Consider the following 18,565-nt stretch of genomic DNA (forward strand, 5'->3'; position numbering starts at 1 on the left):
TTTAATCAGTGTGTGGTTAGGATAATGAATATTAAACGTCGTTTTATCGCAGGAGTAAGATGTCCAAAATGCGAAGCGCTGGATAAAATTATTATGCTGACCACCGAAGATGATGAATGGATTGAATGCATTGAATGTGGTTATTCAGATCGGCGTCCTACTCATATAGAGCAACCACAGGAGGTTGCTCTTCCTGATGATGTAGGGGTAATCCAGTTCAAGCCTCGTCAGAAACAGTAGGCTGTAAAGATGCCTGTTACAGTGCAAAAAAATAATTCAAACTTATTATGGTTTATTGCCGGCGTTATTACGGCAATCATCGTCATGATCGCGCTGTATTTCTGGTTGCTACAAGACCAGTCCCCTGCTGTCTCACAGCCGGTAGAAATTAAGCAAAGTACATCAAAGCCTATGAATGCTGTACCTTCAGACCAGTCCGAAACTCAGCAAGCCAAACAAGGTCCTCCCTTGGTCGATGATCAGCTCCTAAATGAACCTGTTCATCCGGCTCCAGCACTGGCTAAAGAAGAAATTGCTAAACTGGATGATATCCAGGACCAGTTAAAGCAGCAGCAGGCACTTCTTCAAGAACAGCATGCCAGTGCAGATAAACTGATTCAGCTTAAAGAAGAGCAGCTTAAATTACTTGAAGCCCAGCTGGCACAACAACCTTCGAGCTAATCTGTTACCTAAAGATATCTACAAAAAAAGCACTCGAGAGTGCTTTTCTATTAATGTTTCAATATTTTAATGATACCAGCCGAACAGCTTAAAAATATAAGGCGCGAAAGTAATAATTAGCATCGCAGGAAACATGACAATAACTGGTAATATCCACCGCTCATAACGATAGTAAAATGATTTATGGCGTACTTCTGCATCCGCATCTGCTACCTCTTCATCACCAATAGATTGACGGGCAAGGAGATGATTTAAGGCAACAGGTGGCGTGACATAGCCTAGTTCAAAACCAATTAAAGCAATCATCCAGAAATGTACAGGATGGATACCATATTGATAAGCCACGGGCGCAATTGTAGCTGAGATTAGAATGACTGCCCCAAATGGGTCCATAATCATGCCAACAAATACCATGACAGCAACAATCATTGCCAGCACTAAAAAGGTATTGCTGATATCGGTTGGGAAAGCACTCATAATCTCAATGCGTTCCAGAAACCCACCCACACTGACTGACAGTGCCATGAGAATTACTAAGGCACCAATATGGCCCACTGTTTCACTGGTAGATAAATGTAAAGCACGCTTAAAACCTACTTGGGGCTCTTTTACCGGACCTGATCTTGCTACACTATGATCAGCAGACATTCCTTGTGTTGCGTTAGCTGTAACCACCTGATGGTATTCAGTCGCAGGTATAGCGGTATTCACTGTAGCCAGCGTAGCAGGATCTCCCATTGTTACTGCATAACGGTCTACAGCAGGATTGTAGCCTACCGTAGTAACAGCTTCCGGGCTTTGCCTTAACTTATCAAACAGAACAATCATAAGCAGAATTACGGGCATCATGACTGGTGCTGTAAATTCATTAAGATCGGTTGCCAGGATATATTTGTAAAACAGCCAGATCAATACAAAGATCAGTACATAAGGCAGTACCGGGCCTATAGCACGAAATGACTTTGGAAAAGCGACACTTGGCGCAGCAATCCGAAATTTCTGTTCGGCAAAGAAGAGTGAAATAACGAGAAACAGAGTCGAAGTCAATAAAAATACATATAAACCATAGTGGTAAAGCAAGTCAGTCGTTACTTCCTTATTCAGTGAAGCGACCACTACAATCAACAGACATGGACGTAATACTACACCAAGTGAGCCAGACATGGCGCTTGCAGCCAGTGCGAACTGTCGGCGCCCACCTGAAAGCCAAACCTCTTTATATATAATCGCGCCGGCTGCAATAACAAAAATTCCCGATGCACCGGTATAAGCTGTAGGCAAAGCAGCAGCCAGCAAAATTAACCAGGTCAAAGTTTCTGGAGCCAAGTTCCATGGACGTAAAATATTCAGGAACATATCTACAATCTGGGTCTGTTTTAACAGCATCCCTGCCCAGATAAATAAAGCCAAATTTAAAAAGATACTGGAGAACTCCACCAATTGTCCGAGATAAATTCCCTGACCCATCGGATAGTCCATGAAGAAAGTAAAGGCCACCCCAGTAATTACTGCCATATAGGCATATAAAGGCACACTTAGAAATGCCAGACCAAAGCTGCCGCCTTCACGTGACGGTTTAGGAGGCTTAAACAGATAAAATAAGCTGATCAGGCTTAATATACCAAACAGGGTAATCCACAGCCCATAAATAATTTGGATTTCCCGGCCAATTTCAACTCCGGCATTCATCATTGAATGATATTGGCTTAAAGCAGATGAAGTGAGTAACAGATTCGCCGCCAGCATGAAGACCGAATATACTTTATAGTCAATTCGGGTAGCAGGACTCCGCAAACCAATATGATGAGTTTTTAAAGTCGCGCTGATGGCAGCAAATACCACCATAATAACTAGAATTAGAGCACGGTTTTCGGTTCCAAATTGAAAAACTCCGAAAAATGAAGTTTCGACGGCACGATATGTTCTGAGGGTACTGTGGTCATCAATATAGGTAACTGCCCGATCATGGAACTGATATTTTTCTTCACAGAGTTGCTGCCCTGCCAAGATCGAAGCCCTAACATCAGCCTCTGAAGCGGTGCCGAAAATATCAGCGAACTCATCTGCTGCATTGGCCTGCATCTGTTTTTGTACCTGTGCATCAATATCAGGATGACGTTCACAGGTTGGCTTTTCTGGTTCAGCCCGTAAAAACGAATATTGCATTCCACTTGCAGGATCGCCATACAGACGTTCTCCCATCCGTAGCAGTTGACCATGAATCATTTCACCGGTCCCAATCACCAGTGTAAGCAGTAACAAAACAAGAATAACAAAAGTGGAAATCCACTCTGTCCAGATATAGCTTAGGCGACCCAAGCCAGTTTGTTTTTGTGTTGGTTGCATGTTCTTTCCACTTTTATCCTGTGTTTATGCTTCAGCAATGCTTAGGCATAAAATTCTTTTTTTATTTCTTTAATGTGGATATATCCTTATCCACACTACGGTTACGCTATTTATGATGAAACTGTAAAAAGTAGTTAAATACGATCCTTGCTCTTTTTCTAAATTGCCATGCCTATTTTAATTTTCCTCCTGCGGTATACCAGAGCAATTAAGGCCAATATAGTGCCCCAGAATACGCCTAGCAGATGAGCTTCAACCAGTACGGGACTGCCAATTAGCTCTGCTGTTCCCTGCTGACCTACTGTATTTTCCCAAAGTAGTTTGGCCAGTATCAGACTGAATACTAACAATGCAAATTTACGCTCTCTTTTATACTGGCTATAGATGACTGCGCCTGCTACATATAAACCATGCAAGACACCGGATAGACCTGCATAGGCTTCAACTGAGGGTAAAATATAATAAAAACTCAGGCTGATGAGTGGAGCTAAAACAATCAGCAAGAAAAAGAAATTGCGAATACGAATATGGGGAAAAATAAAAGGCAGACAAGAGAATGCCAGCATGTTCAGTAAATAGTGTATCCAGCCTACATGAACCCAGTGGGCAGACCATAAACGCCACGGCTCTCTAAATACAAGATCACGCCAATAAATAAAATAATCCGCATATACCTGTAAACAGGCTGAAATTGAGGCACAGCTGGCTATAAAAACTAACTTCTTAATTAAATTCCAGTCGTTTATAGTCATATGCCCTTATACTCGCCATATTCAAATGTAGGTAAATCTAGATTATGCTAGCATCATGTTCTGCCCTTTTTGAACTGTTAATTGCCCTGTTTAGTTTCGTTTGGGGTATCTGATGCTTCGACTTCTATATCGCTAGAGTCCTCCACGCCATTTGTATCTCCCCCTTCAAACAGGTCCTCTAGTTCATTGCCAGATTGCTGCTCATCCCAGAAACTGCTCATCCCGCCTTCAGCAGTACGTACTCCGGTATTCTCAGTCCAGTAACGATCAGAAATACCGCGAACCATCATTCCTGCCATTGTATCGATTAAACGGTAATCCGGATTAACCGGTTTGTCTTCAGCAAGTGAGGCATGATAGGTACGTAATGCATCACGGATTTTATTATCATCACCTGATGCCTGTGCTGCGACTGCATATAATGCATGTGACATGCGCACGCCTTTTTGCTCTCCAATTTGTACCGATTGTTTTAAGGTTTGATACGGGTCGGGTTTACCATCACCTGAACCAGGCAACAGAGTCCAGATCACGGCGCGGGTCGCCTGTGGAGCGCCCCAGAACTTGTTATTATCCAGACAAGTCATGCCGCGCTCTACAATTGCAGCGATATCTTTAGGTACATTGGCTTCCCCCCCCGAATTAATATCATTAGTCATGGCTTGCAAGCCGCTGATCATTCCCAGCAAATACACAGTCTGGTCTAGGTCACTACGCATGGTCGGACATGAGTCACCGAGGGTAGCTTTATGTTTTGCTTCCCAGCGCTCTGCAAATAGTTGATACGCTGTATATTGGCGCTGTGCAGCAGTTGCAGCCCAGCGTTTTTGCTCAATCCGGGCATCCTGTGCTTCGGTCACGTTACCACTTTTTGATGCACGCAAATAACGCAGCTCGGCTTCAAGTGCCTGATTTTCCGCACACATGCCAGAAGCCGTGTAAAGCAACACAGCTATGCGGGTAGGATCTCCCCCCATATCTTTAGTCGCCATAATTGCCGGTGTTAAAGCATTACCAGAATTACAGACCATATCCGAATCATTCATAGCCAGTATTGGGGGCACAATGTGCCGTTCACTAAAGCCCAAGGCCAGATTTGTCCCAGACTTTACTGCATAAGAACATCCGGTAAATAAAGAACTTGCCATTACTGCGAGTGCCATGCCTTGGCCAATTTTTTGGACGTTTAACATTCTTCCTGTCCTCTTTTTAATTTTGTTATATCCATGAGTTAGCTCAACATATCAGATGCAAAATCTGAAGAGAAGAGTAATTACTCTAATTTTCACTGCAACTGTGCCAGTAAAAAGTACGATTAAATATGACCTGAATCAGGAAATTTAAAAAATTTAGGCAAAAAAAAGTAGCATTGCGACGGTTCAGCACATGCTACTTATTAACTGGACATATTCAGTGCAAACCCTACATTCAAATTCATTTGTAATTTTTTAAATTTGATGCAGCGTTTTAATCTAGTGTTATCTTAAAAAGTAAAGATATTAAAAACTGCTTGTGAATCAATTTAACCTATGTTTGACAACTAGACATGAAGAATTGTCAGACAAATTAAAATTTTTATAATTTATTTGACGAACAGCAACTCACCTAATAATCGGATTAATAAATAATTTACATAAAAAAAAGTAAATTAAAACAATATTTTAATATTACTAATACAGCTTGGCTAACATTTTTAATTTTTTCCAGTATACAAGAGACAATTGATCACTCCAGATAACCAAGGGTTTAACCTGATTTTTCTGAAAATAAATTACAATATAAAGTTGATGATCAATTATCTTTCGAATCACAACACGATCTAAGTGTTTAGCTTTACAGAACTGAAGAGTCCATTCTTCAGCATCTAGATATTCAAAGCGTACAGGACGCGGCGCTTTTAAAAATAAGCTATAACTTATCAAACCAATGACAGAACAGAGTAGCCATAGCCCCAACGGTAGTAGTGAATAGAACAAAATCAGCAAACCGAGTAGTAAAGAAAGCTGAACCATAATAGCCATGCGGCTAGGTTTCAGCTTAAAACACTGCTTAACCATGGACATAATGTTTAAGTTTAATGATTAGCTGTTTCATCTCCGGACGTGGAGGTTCAGAAACCTCCATAAACCAGTCTAGAAGATCAGGATCTTCCTGTGCGACGAGCTCGGCGAAGGTGGCTTTTTCTTCCGCATCAGCTTGTAAATAATATTGTTTTACATAAGGGTCAAAATATACATCAATTTCTTTTAGTCCCCGGCGTGCACGGTAAATTACTTTACGTTCTTCCAAAGTCATTTCTTCAGACATTTTCTATCCCCAAGTGAATAATTTCAGAATAGTTTAACTGATCCACTCTTAAAATTTGCAGCTTTTCCATAAAATGGCGAAAACCATCAATTTTTTGATGGTGATTGAGCATTTGGCCTATTGTACAAAAAAGCCGGGCTGTTTAGGTTTAAAAGAAAATATCACACAAGGATAAAACAAAAAATGCAATCTGCTGCTATTCGTCCGCTTGCACCCATGTTACCTAGAAATCTGTTTAATTCTGATCATGATGCATTTCGTGAGACTGTACGTAAATTTTATGAAAAGGAAGTCATCCCTTATACAGAACGATACGAGCAACAGCAGCATGTAGATCGTGATTTATGGAATAAAGCTGGAGCTCTGGGTCTGCTTTGCCCGACCATGCCAGAAGAATATGGCGGCGCTGGTGTAGACCGGCTTTATAGTATGATTTTGATTGAAGAACAGGCCTATGCGGGTGACTCAGCGACCGGTTTTTCTCTGCATTCTGATATTGTAGCGAATTATATTAATAACTTTGGTAATGAAAAACAGAAACAGTACTGGCTGCCACAAATGGCTACCGGCGAAGTAGTAACTGCTATTGCCATGACTGAACCGGGTACTGGTTCTGATCTTCAGGCAGTACGTACCTCGGCGATACTGGATGGGGATGAATATGTCATCAATGGTTCGAAAATATTCATTACCAATGGTTATCTTTGCGATATGGCAATTGTAGTCTGTAAAACCGGGAACAGTGATAAAGGTTCAGCAAACCTGTCTCTGATTATGGTAGAGGCTGACCGTCCAGGTTTTAGTAAAGGTAAACCGCTCAATAAGATTGGTATGAAAGGCCAAGATACTTGTGAGCTATTTTTTGATAATGTCCGGGTACCTAAAGAAAATCTGCTGGGCATGGAAGGTATGGGCTTTATGATGCTCATGAAAGAGCTGGCATGGGAACGTATGCTGGTAGCAATCATTTGCCAAGCTGGTGCTGAAGCTGCATTTGCGCATACGGTACAATATACAAAAGAACGCAAAGCTTTCAGTAAACCGATAGCAACTTTCCAAAATACACGATTTAAGCTCGCTGAATTGCGTACAGAAATTGACATGGGCCGTACCTACCTGGACCGCTGTATGCAATTGCAGCTTGAAGCACAATTAGGTATTGATGCAGCAGCAGCAGCCAAATACAAGCTTTCTGATATATATTCAAAAGTCGTGGATGAATGTTTACAGCTGCATGGTGGTTATGGCTATATGCTGGAGTATCCAATCGCACGTGCCTATATTGATCACCGTGCTAACCGAATTTATGCCGGTACCAATGAAATCATGAAAGAGTTAATTTCCAGAACATTATAAAATCTAAATTCTAATACTACAAAAGGAGCTTTAAAGCTCCTTTTTAATTGGGATTATGAAACCAGTTTAGGTTTACGTTCTAGCTGTTTATCACGCTTAGTAAATTGCAAGATTCCATCTTCAAAACCCGCCTGTTTCAGGGCTTTACGATCAGCCAGATAGTTATTAGTCACTTGCCAGGGTGCATGTTTCCCCTGCTTTGGAATTACGTCGGCAGCGCGACGGATATATCCTGCGGACAGGCTACCCATCACAGTATCCTGTTCAATCTCACTATGATCGGTAGGCGCTATCACTTCATCATAATGATGCTTATCCATATAATTAAGTAGTCGACAGATATACTCTGCTGCAACATCGACTTTTAATGTCCAAGAAGCATTAATATAACCAATAATCATTGCCATATTAGGTACGTCACTGATCAGAATACCGTTGTATAGCATATGTTCTGAGGTATCTATCGGTTGACCATCTACAGTTCCCTGTATTCCACCCATAATCTGGATCTGCAAACCAGTTGCAGAGATAATAATATCTGCTTCCAGATGCTTGCCTGACTTTAACTGGACTCCTGTTTCAGTAAATTTTTCAATATGGTCAGTCTCGACACTGGCATGACCTTCACGCAAAGCTTTAAACAGGTCACCATCGGGCACTACACAAAGGCGTTGATCCCATGGATTATAGCTTGGAGTAAAGTGTTTCATATCCACTTTACCTTTAAGCTGCATTTCGATCGATTTTAAAAGGAGCTTACGTACCAGTTTAGGTTGTTTCTGTGAGAGTGCATAGACTGCACGCTGCATACCAATATTACGTGCACGCGTCAGTTTATAAGCCATCTCTTCCGAAAGAAAACCACGCATTTTCTGATAAACAAAATCAATAGAAGGAATTGAAGCAATATAGGTAGGCGAACGCTGTAGCATAGTTACATGAGCCGCCCCCCCTTTCACCATAGAGGGTACGAGAGTAATAGCTGTTGCACCGCTACCTATCACAATGACTCGCTTGCCAGTATAGTCCAGCTTTTCTGGCCAATGCTGAGGATGCACCAAAGTACCTTTAAACTGGTGTTGTCCAGGGTACTCAGGCATAAAGCCTTCATCATAATTATAGTAACCGGTACAGCCGAGTAGAAAATTAGCGTACCAAGTCTGGTTCTGACCTTGCTGGTCTTCGATTTCCACTATCCAGAGTTTAAGGGCCGTATCATAATTCGCAGAAATTACTCGGTGTTTAAAATGAATTTTCCTGTCTAGGTGAAATTCATCCACAACCTCATGTAAATACTGGCGTATTGAGGCACCATCTGCCAGAATTTTGGCCTTACGCCATGGTTTGAAATTATAACCAAAAGTCGACATATCCGAATCGGAGCGGATACCTGGATAGCGGAATAAATCCCAAGTTCCCCCGATTCCTTCACGTCTTTCTACAATTTCAAATGAGCGTTGGGGACAGTTTTTAGAAAGATGTGCAGCCAGACCCAAGCCTGAAATACCAGCTCCTACAATTAGAACATCAATGTGTTTATCCATTTTATTGTTATAACCTTGTTGAACACGATTATTTTATTAAAACATAAAATTGACAATAGACAATGTCAAGTTTATGCAATTTATCTATTTTTCTTATCAGTTGAGGACAATTTTACATTTGGTCAGACAATCAATAAAAAAAGGCCGATTAAAAACCGACCTTTTTTTGAATAATAAAAATTATTCTGCAGAAGCTTGAACTTCGCGATCTACAAGCTCTACATAAGCCATCGGTGCAGCATCACCTGCACGGAAACCAGCTTTAAGAACACGCAGATAACCGCCGTTACGTTCTTTGTAACGAGGGCCAAGAACGGTAAATAACTTACCAACAGTTGCTGCTGAACGAGTACGAGCAAACGCTAAACGACGGTTTGCTACAGTATCGTTTTTAGCTAAAGTGATTAAAGGCTCAGCAACACGACGTAACTCTTTTGCTTTAGGCACAGTTGTTTTAATCAACTCGTGTTCGAACAAAGAATTAGCCAAGTTTTGGAACATCGCTTTACGATGACTGCTTGTACGGCCTAATTTCACACCACTATTACGATGACGCATGGTGATAGTCCTACTTAATTAACGGCTACGATAGGCAAAACGATCGTCCATACGCAGACTAGCCGGTGGCCAGTTCTCTAAACGCATGCCGAGTTGTAAACCTTTCGATGCCAAAACATCTTTAATCTCAGTCAACGATTTTTTACCCAGGTTTGGAGTTTTAAGTAACTCAACCTCAGTACGTTGAACAAGATCACCAATGTAGTAAATATTTTCTGCCTTCAAACAGTTAGCAGAACGAACAGTTAGCTCTAGATCATCCACTGGACGAAGCAAAATTGGGTCAACTTCTTCACGAGGTTCTTGAGCCACAGGTGCCTGATCTTTCTGAAGATCAACAAAAATTGCAATTTGCTGTTGCAAGATTGTTGCCGCTTTGCGGATTGCTTCTTCAGGATCAACAGTACCGTTGGTTTCAAGATCAATGATCAGCTTGTCAAGGTCAGTACGTTGTTCTACACGAGCGTTTTCTACTGTGTAAGACACACGTTGAATCGGGCTATAAGAAGCATCTAACTGTAAACGACCGACTGGACGGGTTTCACCTTCCGGGAAACGTGAGTCAGAAGTCTCATAACCACGACCTTGAGCAACCTTCAAGCGCATTTTAATTGAGCCTGAAGCACTTAGTGTACCAATCAAATGCTCTGAGTTAACCACCTCAACATTATGAGGTAAACGCAGGTCAGCAGCAGTAATATCGCCTGGACCTTGTTTTTCTAATGTTAAGTAAGCTTCGTTTTGATCGAACAGCTTAATAGACAATCCTTTTAGGTTCAGCAAGAGCTCGACGATGTCCTGCTGCAAGCCTTCTAAAGTACTGTACTCGTGCTCGACACCTTCTATCTCTACTTCAACCACAGCAGCGCCAGGCAAAGAAGACAATAGAATGCGACGTAAAGCATTACCTAGAGTATGACCAAAGCCACGCTCTAAAGGTTCCAGAATCACTTTTGCCGAGGTCCCGCTTACCGCTTCGACCTTGATCGCTTGCGGAGTTAGAAACTCGTTTGCAGTACGCGTCATTATTGCTACCTCAAGGATTATTTAGAATACAATTCTACAATCAAGCTTTCGTTGATTTCAGCAGGTAAATCAGAACGATCCGGCGCAGCTTTAAACGTACCTTCGAACTTAGAATGATCAACTTCAATCCAAGCTGGAATTCCACGTTGAGCAGCTAATTCAATTGCGCTTTTAATACGTAATTGTTGTTTAGCACCTTCATGAACCGCAATAACATCACCAGCTTTTACTTGAATAGAAGCAATGTTTACACGACGGCCATTTAAAGTAATGCTACGGTGACTTACAAGCTGACGAGCTTCTGCACGTGTAGAACCAAAACCCATGCGATAAACAACGTTATCAAGGCGGCTTTCAAGCAGCTTCAACAGGTTCTCACCAGTTGCACCCTTAACACGAGCAGCTTCTTTATAGTAATTACTAAATTGACGCTCTAACACACCGTACATACGACGTACTTTTTGTTTTTCACGTAATTGTAGTGAGTACTCAGATTGCTTAGCGCGAGATTGCCCATGTTGGCCAGGCGCTTTAGCATGTTTTTTAGTTTTGACGTCAAAAGGTTTAACGCCAGATTTAAGTTGCAGGTCTGTCCCTTCGCGGCGAGAGAGTTTGCATTTTGGACCAATATAACGAGCCATGAATGTTTCTCCTTACACGCGACGTTTTTTAGGTGGGCGACAACCGTTGTGAGGGATTGGCGTCACATCGGTAATGCTATTAATCTTATAACCCACTGCACCTAATGCACGAACCGCAGACTCACGACCAGGACCAGGACCTTTTACAAGGACGTCCAGGTTTTTCAAACCGTAATCCAAAGCTGCTTTACCAGCAACTTCAGCAGCTACCTGAGCAGCAAACGGAGTTGATTTACGTGATCCACGGAAGCCTTGTCCACCTGAAGTGGCCCAAGCCAGTGCATTACCTTGACGATCGGTAATAGTCACAATGGTGTTATTAAAAGACGCGTGAATGTGTGCAACACCTTCAGAGACGGTACGAGTGACCTTCTTGCGTGTGCGAGTATCTTTAGCCATCTTTTAGCTTCCAGAAATCTTACTTTTTAATCGGTTTGCGCGGACCTTTACGGGTACGTGCGTTAGTTTTGGTGCGTTGACCGCGGACAGGCAAGCTACGACGATGACGAAGACCACGGTAGCAGCCTAAATCCATTAAACGTTTAATGTTCATGGAAATTTCGCGACGTAAATCACCTTCGGTTGGAACCTTGGCAACTTCTGCACGAATCGCATCAAGCTGAGCATCATCCAATTCACGGATCTTGACAGTCGGTGTGATGCCTGCAGCAGCTAAGATATTCTTAGCAGTGTGGCGACCGATACCAAAGATATACGTGAGGGAGATAACAGCATGCTTGTTATCCGGAATGTTTACACCGGCAATACGAGCCATTCACTTTCTCCAAAAAGGCAGTAGAGATAATCAACCGCCCCACAAAAATCTTGAGGGGCGGATATTAACCTAATTAGCCTACTGAAATCAACAGGTCTTGATCAGATTAACCTTGACGCTGCTTATGACGAGGTTCAGCGCTGCAAATCACGCGGATAACCCCATTACGACGGATAACTTTACAGCTACCACAAATTTTCTTTACAGAAGCTTGTACTTTCATGATGAAACCTCTAAGTGCGCTTATCCTTTAGGATGAGCAGTCGTTTTTCTCATTAAACTCTGGTTGTCATACTGATGCGAAGTCAGATGAGCCTGAAGCTGGGCCATAAAGTCCATAACAACCACTACTACGATGAGCAGGGAGGTTCCGCCTAAATAAAACGGAATACCAAATGAACTTTGCAATACCATCGGCATCAAGCAGATCACTGTAATATACATCGCACCGATGAAGGTCAGACGATTGAGAATATGATCTAAATAACGAGCAGTTTGCTCACCTGGGCGAATACCAGGCACGTAAGCTCCGCTGCGTTTTAAGTTTTCTGATACTTCTTTTGGACTAAAAACAAGTGCCGTATAAAAATAGCAGAAAAAGATAATTAACGCACCAAAGAGCACCAAATACAAAGGCTGTCCAGGCGATAATACAAGAGCCAAGTCTTGAAGACCACGTTTGATCATCCCTGCATTTGGATCAGCACTCCCTACCCACTGGCCCAAGCTTGCTGGAAACAGCAGCAAAGAGCTGGCAAAAATTGCCGGAATAACGCCTGCCATATTAATTTTTAATGGCAAGTGGGTTTGCTGAGCAGTAAATACACGACGGCCCTGCTGTTTTTGTGCATAGTTTACTGATATGCGGCGTTGGGCCTTTTCGATAAATACAATTGCCGCCAGCACCCCAAGTGATAACAAGCCAAAAATGACCAAGCCAATCAGGCTGGTCTGGCCGCTATCTACAGATGAAAGCGATTGCATAATCAGATTAGGTAAACCTGCTACAATACCTGCAAAAATAATCATGGAAATACCATTACCAACACCACGTTCGGTAATCTGTTCTCCAAGCCACATCAAAAACATGGTCCCTGCAACCAGAGAGGTTACAGCCGGTACATAAAAAGCCAAACCTGAAGTTAGGGTAATCCCCTGCCCAATCAAGCCGGCACACATGCCGGTTGCTTGCACTAAAGCCAGCAACAGCGTACCTTGCCGTGTGTACTGATTAATCTTACGCTTACCTTGCTCGCCTTCTTTTTTCAAGGCTTCAAGACTTGGAATCACGGTTGACATCAACTGCACAATAATCGAGGCAGAAATGTAGGGCATGATTCCAAGCGCAAGGATAGACATTCGCTCTAATGCCCCACCTGAAAACATATTAAACAAACCAAGGATCGTACCTTGGTTTGCATTAAATAGGTTTTCGAGCGCAGCATTATTAATGCCTGGTACTGGAATATGCGCTCCTAGCCGAAAGACCAACAATGCGCCGATCAGAAACATCATTCGACGAATAATTTCACGGTATTTCACATGAAAAGGTTGACCTTTCATCATGTTAACATGACTTGAAGAACCAGGAGACATAGACACTAGCGATTACTCCTCGACTTTGCCACCAGCAGCTTCAATAGCTGCTTTAGCGCCGGCAGTCAATGCAACACCTTGTACAGTGAAAGCACGAGTAATTTCACCAGAAAGTACGACACGAGCACGCAACATATCTTTACGTACTACATTCGCTGCTTTTAAAGTTTCAAGTGAAACAATATCACCTTCAACTTTAGCAAGTTCAGACAAACGTACTTCAGCAGTTTTTAAAGCGATTTGGCTAGTGAAGCCGAATTTAGGCAAACGACGGTAAAGTGCAGTTTGACCACCTTCGAAACCTGGACGTACACCACCGCTCTTACGTGATTTTTGACCCTTGACACCACGGCCACCGGTCTTACCAACGCCAGAACCGATACCACGGCCCAGACGACGGTTTTCACGTTTAGCACCTTCTGCAGGTGCAAGTTCATTTAAACGCAGAGTCATGGCTTATTCCTCTACACTAACCATATAGTAGACTTGGTTGATCATACCACGGTTAGAAGGCGTATCTTGCACTTCTACAGTATGACCAATACGACGCAGACCTAAACCTTTCAGGCTCAGCTTGTGATTTTTCAAGCGGTGCGATGAAGATTTAGTCTGGGTAACTTTAATCGTTTTCATGACTGATTACCCTTGAATTTGTTCTACTGATAGACCACGTTTCGCAGCAACTTTCTCAGGAGTAGTCATGTCACGCAAACCGTTAAAGGTTGCATTTACGACGTTTGCAGCGTTAGTAGAACCATAGCATTTCGTCAATACATTACGCACACCTGCTGCTTCAAGAACAGCACGCATAGAACCACCAGCAATTACGCCAGTACCTTCTGATGCAGGTTGCATAAATACACGGCTTGCGCCATGACGAGCACGAACTGGGTGTTGCAGAGTACCATCGTTAAGCTCGATAGTGATCATGTTGCGACGAGCAGCTTCAAGTGCTTTAGAGATAGCAGCTGGAACTTCACGTGCTTTACCACGACCAAAACCTACACGACCATTACCATCACCCACAACAGTTAATGCTGTGAAAGAGAAGATACGACCACCCTTAACAACCTTGGCTACACGATCAACGGCAACCAGCTTTTCAACGAGACCTTCGTTTTGTTCAACTTTCGCCATGATTAGAACTCCAAGCCGCCTTCACGAGCAGCATCAGCCAAGGCTTTGATACGACCATGATATTTAAAACCAGAACGGTCAAATGCAACTTTAGTAACGCCAGCTGCTTTAGCTCGTTCCGCGATTAAAGCACCCACTTTAGTAGCTGCTTCAACATTACCGGTAGTACCACTACGCAGAGAGGCATCTAAAGTAGAAGCTTGCGCTAAAACTTTGCCACCATCTGCTGAGATAACTTGAGCATAGATGTGACGCGGAGTGCGGTTTACACACAAACGAGTCGCACCCAATGCACGAATGTGCAAGCGTGTGCTTTTCGCACGACGCAAACGGGATTGTTTCTTTTCGTTCATCAGAACCTCGCGCCTTATTTCTTCTTAGCTTCTTTACGAAGTACAACTTCATCCGAATAACGAACACCTTTACCTTTATACGGCTCAGGTTGACGATATGAACGGATGTCAGCAGCTACCTGACCTAACAACTGTTTATTCGCAGATTTAAGTACGATTTCAGTTGCAGTAGGAGTTTCTGCAGTTACGCCTTCAGGAAGGGAATAATCGATTGGGTGAGAATAACCCAGGTTCAGGTTGACAACGTCACCTTTAACCGCAGCTTTATAACCAACACCGATCAGTTGCAACTTGCGTTCGAAGCCTTCGTTAACACCTTTTACAAGGTTATTTAACACAGCGCGAGCAGTACCAGCTTGCATCCAAGCGTCTTTCGACTCTTTAACTGGAGCAATATGAAGCTGACCTTCTTCCTGTTTTAGCTCGACCAGCGCATGCAGGTTGAAAGACAAGTTACCTTTTGTGCCTTTCACTTCGACCTGCCGGCCGTTCTGAGTAACTGTAACACCGTTAGGTACAGCTACTGGGGCTTTAGCCACACGAGACATGAGGAATCACCTATTAAGAAACAAAAGCAATAACTTCACCACCGATACCTGCAGCACGTGCAGCGCGATCAGTCATGAGGCCTTTGCTTGTAGAAACAATTGCAATACCCAAACCTTGCTTAACGCTTGGAAGTTTATCTTTACCGCGATACTGGCGAAGACCTGGACGGCTTACGCGTTTCACAGTTTCGATAACTGGCTTGCCTTCAAAATACTTTAAAGTGATAGTCAAAGTAGGTTTGCCTTCAACATCAGCAACTTCTACATTTGAAATATAACCTTCTTGTTGAAGTACGTTAGCAATCGCAACTTTCAACTTAGAATTCGGCATAGAAACAGTTTGTTTCTTCGCCATTTGTGCGTTACGAACACGTGTTAGCATGTCGGCAACGGTATCTTGCATACTCATTATAGTCGCTCCTTACCAGCTTGCCTTAACAACGCCTGGTACATCACCTTGCATTACTGTATCACGTAGTTTATTACGGCCCAGGCCAAACTTACGGAAGTAACCATGAGGACGACCAGTTAAACCACAACGGTTACGAAGACGGATTGGAGATGCATTACGCGGCAATGCTTGTAATTTCATCATCGCTTCAAAACGCTCTTCGTCGCTTGCATTTACGTTTGCAATCGTAGCTTTTAATTCAGCACGTTTTGCAGCGTATTTAGCAACGGTTTTCTCGCGCTTTAATTCGCGATTAATCATACTTTTCTTAGCCATATCGACCTCTTATTTGAACGGGAAGCCGAATGCACGCATAAGCGCACGGCCTTCGTCATCGGTGCGAGCAGTCGTAGTGATGGTAATGTCCATACCACGAATACGATCAATCTTGTCAAAATCGATTTCAGGGAAAACGATTTGTTCTTTCAAGCCCATAGAATAGTTACCACGACCATCGAAAGATTTCGCTGAGAAACCACGGAAGTCACGGATACGAGGGATTGCGATTGAGATCAGACGGTCCAAGAATTCGTACATTTGGTCGCCACGTAAAGTTACTTTACAACCGATCGGCCAACCATCACGGATTTTGAAACCAGCGATTGATTTACGTGCAAGTGTTACCACTGGTTTTTGACCAGCAATTGCTTGCATATCAGATACAGCGCCATCTAATAATTTCTTATCAGTTGCAGCTGCACCTACACCCATGTTCAGGGTAATTTTAGTAATGCGAGGAGTTTCCATCACATTAGCAAGACCAAGTTCTTCTTTCAACTTAGTCTTGATTTCTTCATTGTAACGCGCTTTAAGTCTGGCCATTGCCCATTCAACCTATTACTTCGCTACCGCCACTGATTCACCGTTAGATTTATAAACGCGAATTTTCACACCGTTTTCATCTACGCGGTAACCAACACGGTCAGCCTTTTGGGTTGTAGCATTAAAAACTGCCACGTTTGAGATATGAAGCGAAGCTTCCTGAGTAACAATACCGCCTTCAGCGCCAGTTACACGGTTTGGCTTTTGATGCTTCTTCACCAAGTTAAGGCCTTCAACCTTAACACGGTCACCAGAAACAGACAGAACAGTACCCTGTTTGCCTTTTTCTTTACCTGCGATCACGATTACCTGATCGCCTTTTTTAATCTTAGCCATGATTGCCTCTTATAGAACTTCAGGAGCCAGTGAAATAATTTTCATGAACTGTTCAGTACGAAGTTCACGAGTCACTGGTCCGAAAATACGAGTGGCAATCGGAGCTTTATTGTTGTTTAACAATACAGCAGCATTGTCATCAAAACGGATCAAAGAACCATCCGGACGACGGATACCGAACTTAGTACGTACCACAACTGCATTCATTACGTCGCCTTTTTTAACACGGCCACGTGGAATTGCTTCTTTTACAGTAACTTTAATAATGTCGCCAACAGAAGCATAACGACGATGTGAGCCACCAAGTACTTTAATACATTGTACGCGGCGTGCACCACTGTTGTCTGCTACGTCGAGCATCGTTTCGGTTTGAATCATTGCCCTACTCCAAAACCGAGCATCACCGGTCACAATTTCGAAAGGCTCAAAGAGTACTTGAAATTGTCCGATGATGCAACAAGAACGTCTAATTACTCAGCAGCTGCTTCAACAACTTCAACCAATGTCCATGACTTGGTTTTAGAAATTGGGCGGCTTTCTTTAATGGTCACAAGGTCGCCAAGTTTAGCAACGTTGTTCTCATCATGAGCGTGTAATTTAGTTGAACGGCGAATAAGTTTGCCATACAACGGGTGTTGAACGCGGCGTTCAATAAGCACAACAATAGACTTGTCCATTTTGTCACTTACGACTTTGCCGGTTAACGTGCGGACTGTATTTTCACTCATTGTCCGTTCCCCTGTTTTTCGGTAAGGAGTGTCTTGATGCGAGCAATCGCCTTGCGAGCAAGTTGCACTTCGTGCGATTTACCCAACTGACCAGTTGCTTTCGCCATACGAAGACGGAATTGGTTAAGCTGCTGCTCATCAAGCAAAGCTTTCAATTCTTCTACCGATTTTTCACGTAGATCTTTAGTTTTCATTACATTACCGTCCGAGTCACGATAGTGGTTTTAAACGGAAGCTTAGCAGCAGCAAGCGTAAATGCTTCACGTGCCAGTTCTTCGTTCACACCTTCCATTTCGTACAGGATCTTACCTGGTTTGATTTCGCAAACCCAATATTCCACGTTACCTTTACCGTTACCCATACGAACTTCTAATGGCTTTTCAGTAATTGGTTTGTCCGGGAATACACGGATAAAGATTTTACCACCACGTTTAACACGACGGCTAATGGTACGACGCGCAGCTTCGATTTGACGCGCAGTCATACGACCACGGCCAGTAGCTTTGAGTGCGATAGAACCAAATGATACTGTACTTCCACGATGTGCTAGACCAGTATTACGGCCTTTTTGCACTTTACGGAATTTGGTACGTTTAGGTTGCAACATG

General features: G+C 42.9%; 29 protein-coding genes. 3 read left to right on the forward strand and 26 right to left on the reverse strand.

The annotated features are described in order from the left end of the window. Window positions 1–24: 24 nt before the first annotated feature. Complete coding sequence (locus N518_RS0100145) at window positions 25–240, forward strand: YheV family putative zinc ribbon protein (protein WP_005018388.1); 216 nt, start codon at window positions 25–27, stop codon at window positions 238–240. A 9-nt stretch (window positions 241–249) separates the two neighbouring features. Further along, window positions 250–681 (forward strand): hypothetical protein, encoded by a 432-nt coding sequence (locus N518_RS0100150; RefSeq protein WP_026443868.1) that lies wholly within the window; start codon window positions 250–252, stop codon window positions 679–681. Window positions 682–747: 66 nt separating this feature from the next. Here the strand turns inward: N518_RS0100150 and N518_RS0100155 are convergent, their stop codons facing one another. The 5 genes from N518_RS0100155 to N518_RS0100175 form a co-directional block, all read right to left on the reverse strand. Continuing rightward, window positions 748–3,027 carry a TRAP transporter large permease subunit gene (locus N518_RS0100155; RefSeq protein WP_005024457.1) on the reverse strand — a complete coding sequence of 760 codons (2,280 nt, stop codon included), beginning with the start codon at window positions 3,025–3,027 and terminating at the stop codon, window positions 748–750. A gap of 158 nt (window positions 3,028–3,185) precedes the next feature. Beyond that, window positions 3,186–3,779 carry a rhombosortase gene (rrtA, locus tag N518_RS0100160; RefSeq protein ID WP_005024454.1) on the reverse strand — a complete coding sequence of 198 codons (594 nt, stop codon included), beginning with the start codon at window positions 3,777–3,779 and terminating at the stop codon, window positions 3,186–3,188. 77 nt (window positions 3,780–3,856) lie between these two features. Continuing rightward, on the reverse strand, window positions 3,857–4,972 hold the full coding sequence (locus tag N518_RS0100165; RefSeq protein WP_005024452.1) for a hypothetical protein: 1,116 nt from the start codon (window positions 4,970–4,972) through the stop codon (window positions 3,857–3,859). 477 nt (window positions 4,973–5,449) lie between these two features. Beyond that, window positions 5,450–5,836, reverse strand: coding sequence for a hypothetical protein (locus N518_RS0100170; RefSeq protein WP_005024450.1), 387 nt, complete (start codon window positions 5,834–5,836; stop codon window positions 5,450–5,452). Then, the gene (locus N518_RS0100175; RefSeq protein ID WP_005018377.1) at window positions 5,829–6,086 is read right to left on the reverse strand and encodes a succinate dehydrogenase assembly factor 2; all 258 of its coding nucleotides are present in this window, start codon (window positions 6,084–6,086) and stop codon (window positions 5,829–5,831) included. Before N518_RS0100175 ends, N518_RS0100170 begins: the two co-directional genes overlap by 8 nt. A gap of 183 nt (window positions 6,087–6,269) precedes the next feature. Between N518_RS0100175 and N518_RS0100180 the strand changes: the two genes are divergently transcribed. After that, on the forward strand, window positions 6,270–7,442 hold the full coding sequence (locus tag N518_RS0100180; protein WP_017400892.1) for an acyl-CoA dehydrogenase family protein: 1,173 nt from the start codon (window positions 6,270–6,272) through the stop codon (window positions 7,440–7,442). 53 nt (window positions 7,443–7,495) lie between these two features. Here the strand turns inward: N518_RS0100180 and N518_RS0100185 are convergent, their stop codons facing one another. From N518_RS0100185 to rplP, 21 genes are all read right to left on the reverse strand, one after another. Then, a complete protein-coding gene (locus N518_RS0100185; RefSeq protein ID WP_005024447.1) occupies window positions 7,496–8,986 on the reverse strand; it encodes a flavin-containing monooxygenase in 1,491 nt (496 codons plus the stop codon). A gap of 180 nt (window positions 8,987–9,166) precedes the next feature. Continuing rightward, the gene (gene rplQ / locus N518_RS0100190) at window positions 9,167–9,544 is read right to left on the reverse strand and encodes a 50S ribosomal protein L17 (protein ID WP_005018373.1); all 378 of its coding nucleotides are present in this window, start codon (window positions 9,542–9,544) and stop codon (window positions 9,167–9,169) included. Between the two features lie 18 nt (window positions 9,545–9,562). Further along, window positions 9,563–10,570, reverse strand: a complete 1,008-nt coding sequence (locus N518_RS0100195) for a DNA-directed RNA polymerase subunit alpha (protein WP_005024445.1) — start codon at window positions 10,568–10,570, stop codon at window positions 9,563–9,565. Between the two features lie 17 nt (window positions 10,571–10,587). Next, on the reverse strand, window positions 10,588–11,211 hold the full coding sequence (gene rpsD / locus N518_RS0100200; protein WP_005018363.1) for a 30S ribosomal protein S4: 624 nt from the start codon (window positions 11,209–11,211) through the stop codon (window positions 10,588–10,590). A gap of 12 nt (window positions 11,212–11,223) precedes the next feature. Next, a complete protein-coding gene (gene rpsK / locus N518_RS0100205) occupies window positions 11,224–11,610 on the reverse strand; it encodes a 30S ribosomal protein S11 (RefSeq protein WP_001040166.1) in 387 nt (128 codons plus the stop codon). Between the two features lie 19 nt (window positions 11,611–11,629). Further along, window positions 11,630–11,986 carry a 30S ribosomal protein S13 gene (rpsM, locus tag N518_RS0100210; RefSeq protein ID WP_005018362.1) on the reverse strand — a complete coding sequence of 119 codons (357 nt, stop codon included), beginning with the start codon at window positions 11,984–11,986 and terminating at the stop codon, window positions 11,630–11,632. 106 nt (window positions 11,987–12,092) lie between these two features. Next, the gene (gene rpmJ / locus N518_RS0100215) at window positions 12,093–12,209 is read right to left on the reverse strand and encodes a 50S ribosomal protein L36 (protein ID WP_000867907.1); all 117 of its coding nucleotides are present in this window, start codon (window positions 12,207–12,209) and stop codon (window positions 12,093–12,095) included. 20 nt (window positions 12,210–12,229) lie between these two features. Continuing rightward, window positions 12,230–13,549 (reverse strand): preprotein translocase subunit SecY, encoded by a 1,320-nt coding sequence (secY, locus tag N518_RS0100220; RefSeq protein WP_171053907.1) that lies wholly within the window; start codon window positions 13,547–13,549, stop codon window positions 12,230–12,232. 45 nt (window positions 13,550–13,594) lie between these two features. Then, window positions 13,595–14,035: a 50S ribosomal protein L15 gene (gene rplO, locus N518_RS0100225; protein ID WP_005018359.1), complete on the reverse strand. Its 441-nt coding sequence runs from the start codon at window positions 14,033–14,035 to the stop codon at window positions 13,595–13,597. Window positions 14,036–14,038: 3 nt separating this feature from the next. Beyond that, window positions 14,039–14,215: a 50S ribosomal protein L30 gene (gene rpmD / locus N518_RS0100230; RefSeq protein WP_005012961.1), complete on the reverse strand. Its 177-nt coding sequence runs from the start codon at window positions 14,213–14,215 to the stop codon at window positions 14,039–14,041. A 6-nt stretch (window positions 14,216–14,221) separates the two neighbouring features. Further along, window positions 14,222–14,719 carry a 30S ribosomal protein S5 gene (gene rpsE / locus N518_RS0100235; RefSeq protein WP_005018357.1) on the reverse strand — a complete coding sequence of 166 codons (498 nt, stop codon included), beginning with the start codon at window positions 14,717–14,719 and terminating at the stop codon, window positions 14,222–14,224. Window positions 14,720–14,721: 2 nt separating this feature from the next. Further along, the gene (gene rplR, locus N518_RS0100240; RefSeq protein ID WP_005018355.1) at window positions 14,722–15,072 is read right to left on the reverse strand and encodes a 50S ribosomal protein L18; all 351 of its coding nucleotides are present in this window, start codon (window positions 15,070–15,072) and stop codon (window positions 14,722–14,724) included. A gap of 14 nt (window positions 15,073–15,086) precedes the next feature. Then, window positions 15,087–15,620 carry a 50S ribosomal protein L6 gene (gene rplF / locus N518_RS0100245; RefSeq protein ID WP_005024439.1) on the reverse strand — a complete coding sequence of 178 codons (534 nt, stop codon included), beginning with the start codon at window positions 15,618–15,620 and terminating at the stop codon, window positions 15,087–15,089. A gap of 13 nt (window positions 15,621–15,633) precedes the next feature. Next, a complete protein-coding gene (rpsH, locus tag N518_RS0100250; RefSeq protein WP_005018351.1) occupies window positions 15,634–16,029 on the reverse strand; it encodes a 30S ribosomal protein S8 in 396 nt (131 codons plus the stop codon). Between the two features lie 12 nt (window positions 16,030–16,041). Beyond that, entirely contained in the window at window positions 16,042–16,347 is a 306-nt protein-coding gene (gene rpsN / locus N518_RS0100255; RefSeq protein WP_005018349.1) for a 30S ribosomal protein S14, read from the reverse strand. Window positions 16,348–16,356: 9 nt separating this feature from the next. Beyond that, entirely contained in the window at window positions 16,357–16,893 is a 537-nt protein-coding gene (gene rplE / locus N518_RS0100260) for a 50S ribosomal protein L5 (protein ID WP_005018347.1), read from the reverse strand. A gap of 15 nt (window positions 16,894–16,908) precedes the next feature. Next, window positions 16,909–17,229, reverse strand: a complete 321-nt coding sequence (gene rplX / locus N518_RS0100265) for a 50S ribosomal protein L24 (protein ID WP_005024436.1) — start codon at window positions 17,227–17,229, stop codon at window positions 16,909–16,911. Between the two features lie 9 nt (window positions 17,230–17,238). After that, a complete protein-coding gene (gene rplN / locus N518_RS0100270; RefSeq protein WP_005018345.1) occupies window positions 17,239–17,607 on the reverse strand; it encodes a 50S ribosomal protein L14 in 369 nt (122 codons plus the stop codon). Between the two features lie 92 nt (window positions 17,608–17,699). After that, window positions 17,700–17,957: a 30S ribosomal protein S17 gene (gene rpsQ, locus N518_RS0100275; RefSeq protein ID WP_005018344.1), complete on the reverse strand. Its 258-nt coding sequence runs from the start codon at window positions 17,955–17,957 to the stop codon at window positions 17,700–17,702. Further along, window positions 17,954–18,151 carry a 50S ribosomal protein L29 gene (rpmC, locus tag N518_RS0100280; RefSeq protein ID WP_005018343.1) on the reverse strand — a complete coding sequence of 66 codons (198 nt, stop codon included), beginning with the start codon at window positions 18,149–18,151 and terminating at the stop codon, window positions 17,954–17,956. Before rpmC ends, rpsQ begins: the two co-directional genes overlap by 4 nt. Then, window positions 18,151–18,564 (reverse strand): 50S ribosomal protein L16, encoded by a 414-nt coding sequence (rplP, locus tag N518_RS0100285; protein ID WP_005018339.1) that lies wholly within the window; start codon window positions 18,562–18,564, stop codon window positions 18,151–18,153. Before rplP ends, rpmC begins: the two co-directional genes overlap by 1 nt. Between the last annotated feature and the right edge of the window lies 1 nt (window position 18,565).

Origin of the sequence: Acinetobacter sp. UNC436CL71CviS28 (genome assembly GCF_000620525.1) — a bacterium.
In the GTDB taxonomy this organism is placed as follows: domain Bacteria; phylum Pseudomonadota; class Gammaproteobacteria; order Pseudomonadales; family Moraxellaceae; genus Acinetobacter; species Acinetobacter radioresistens.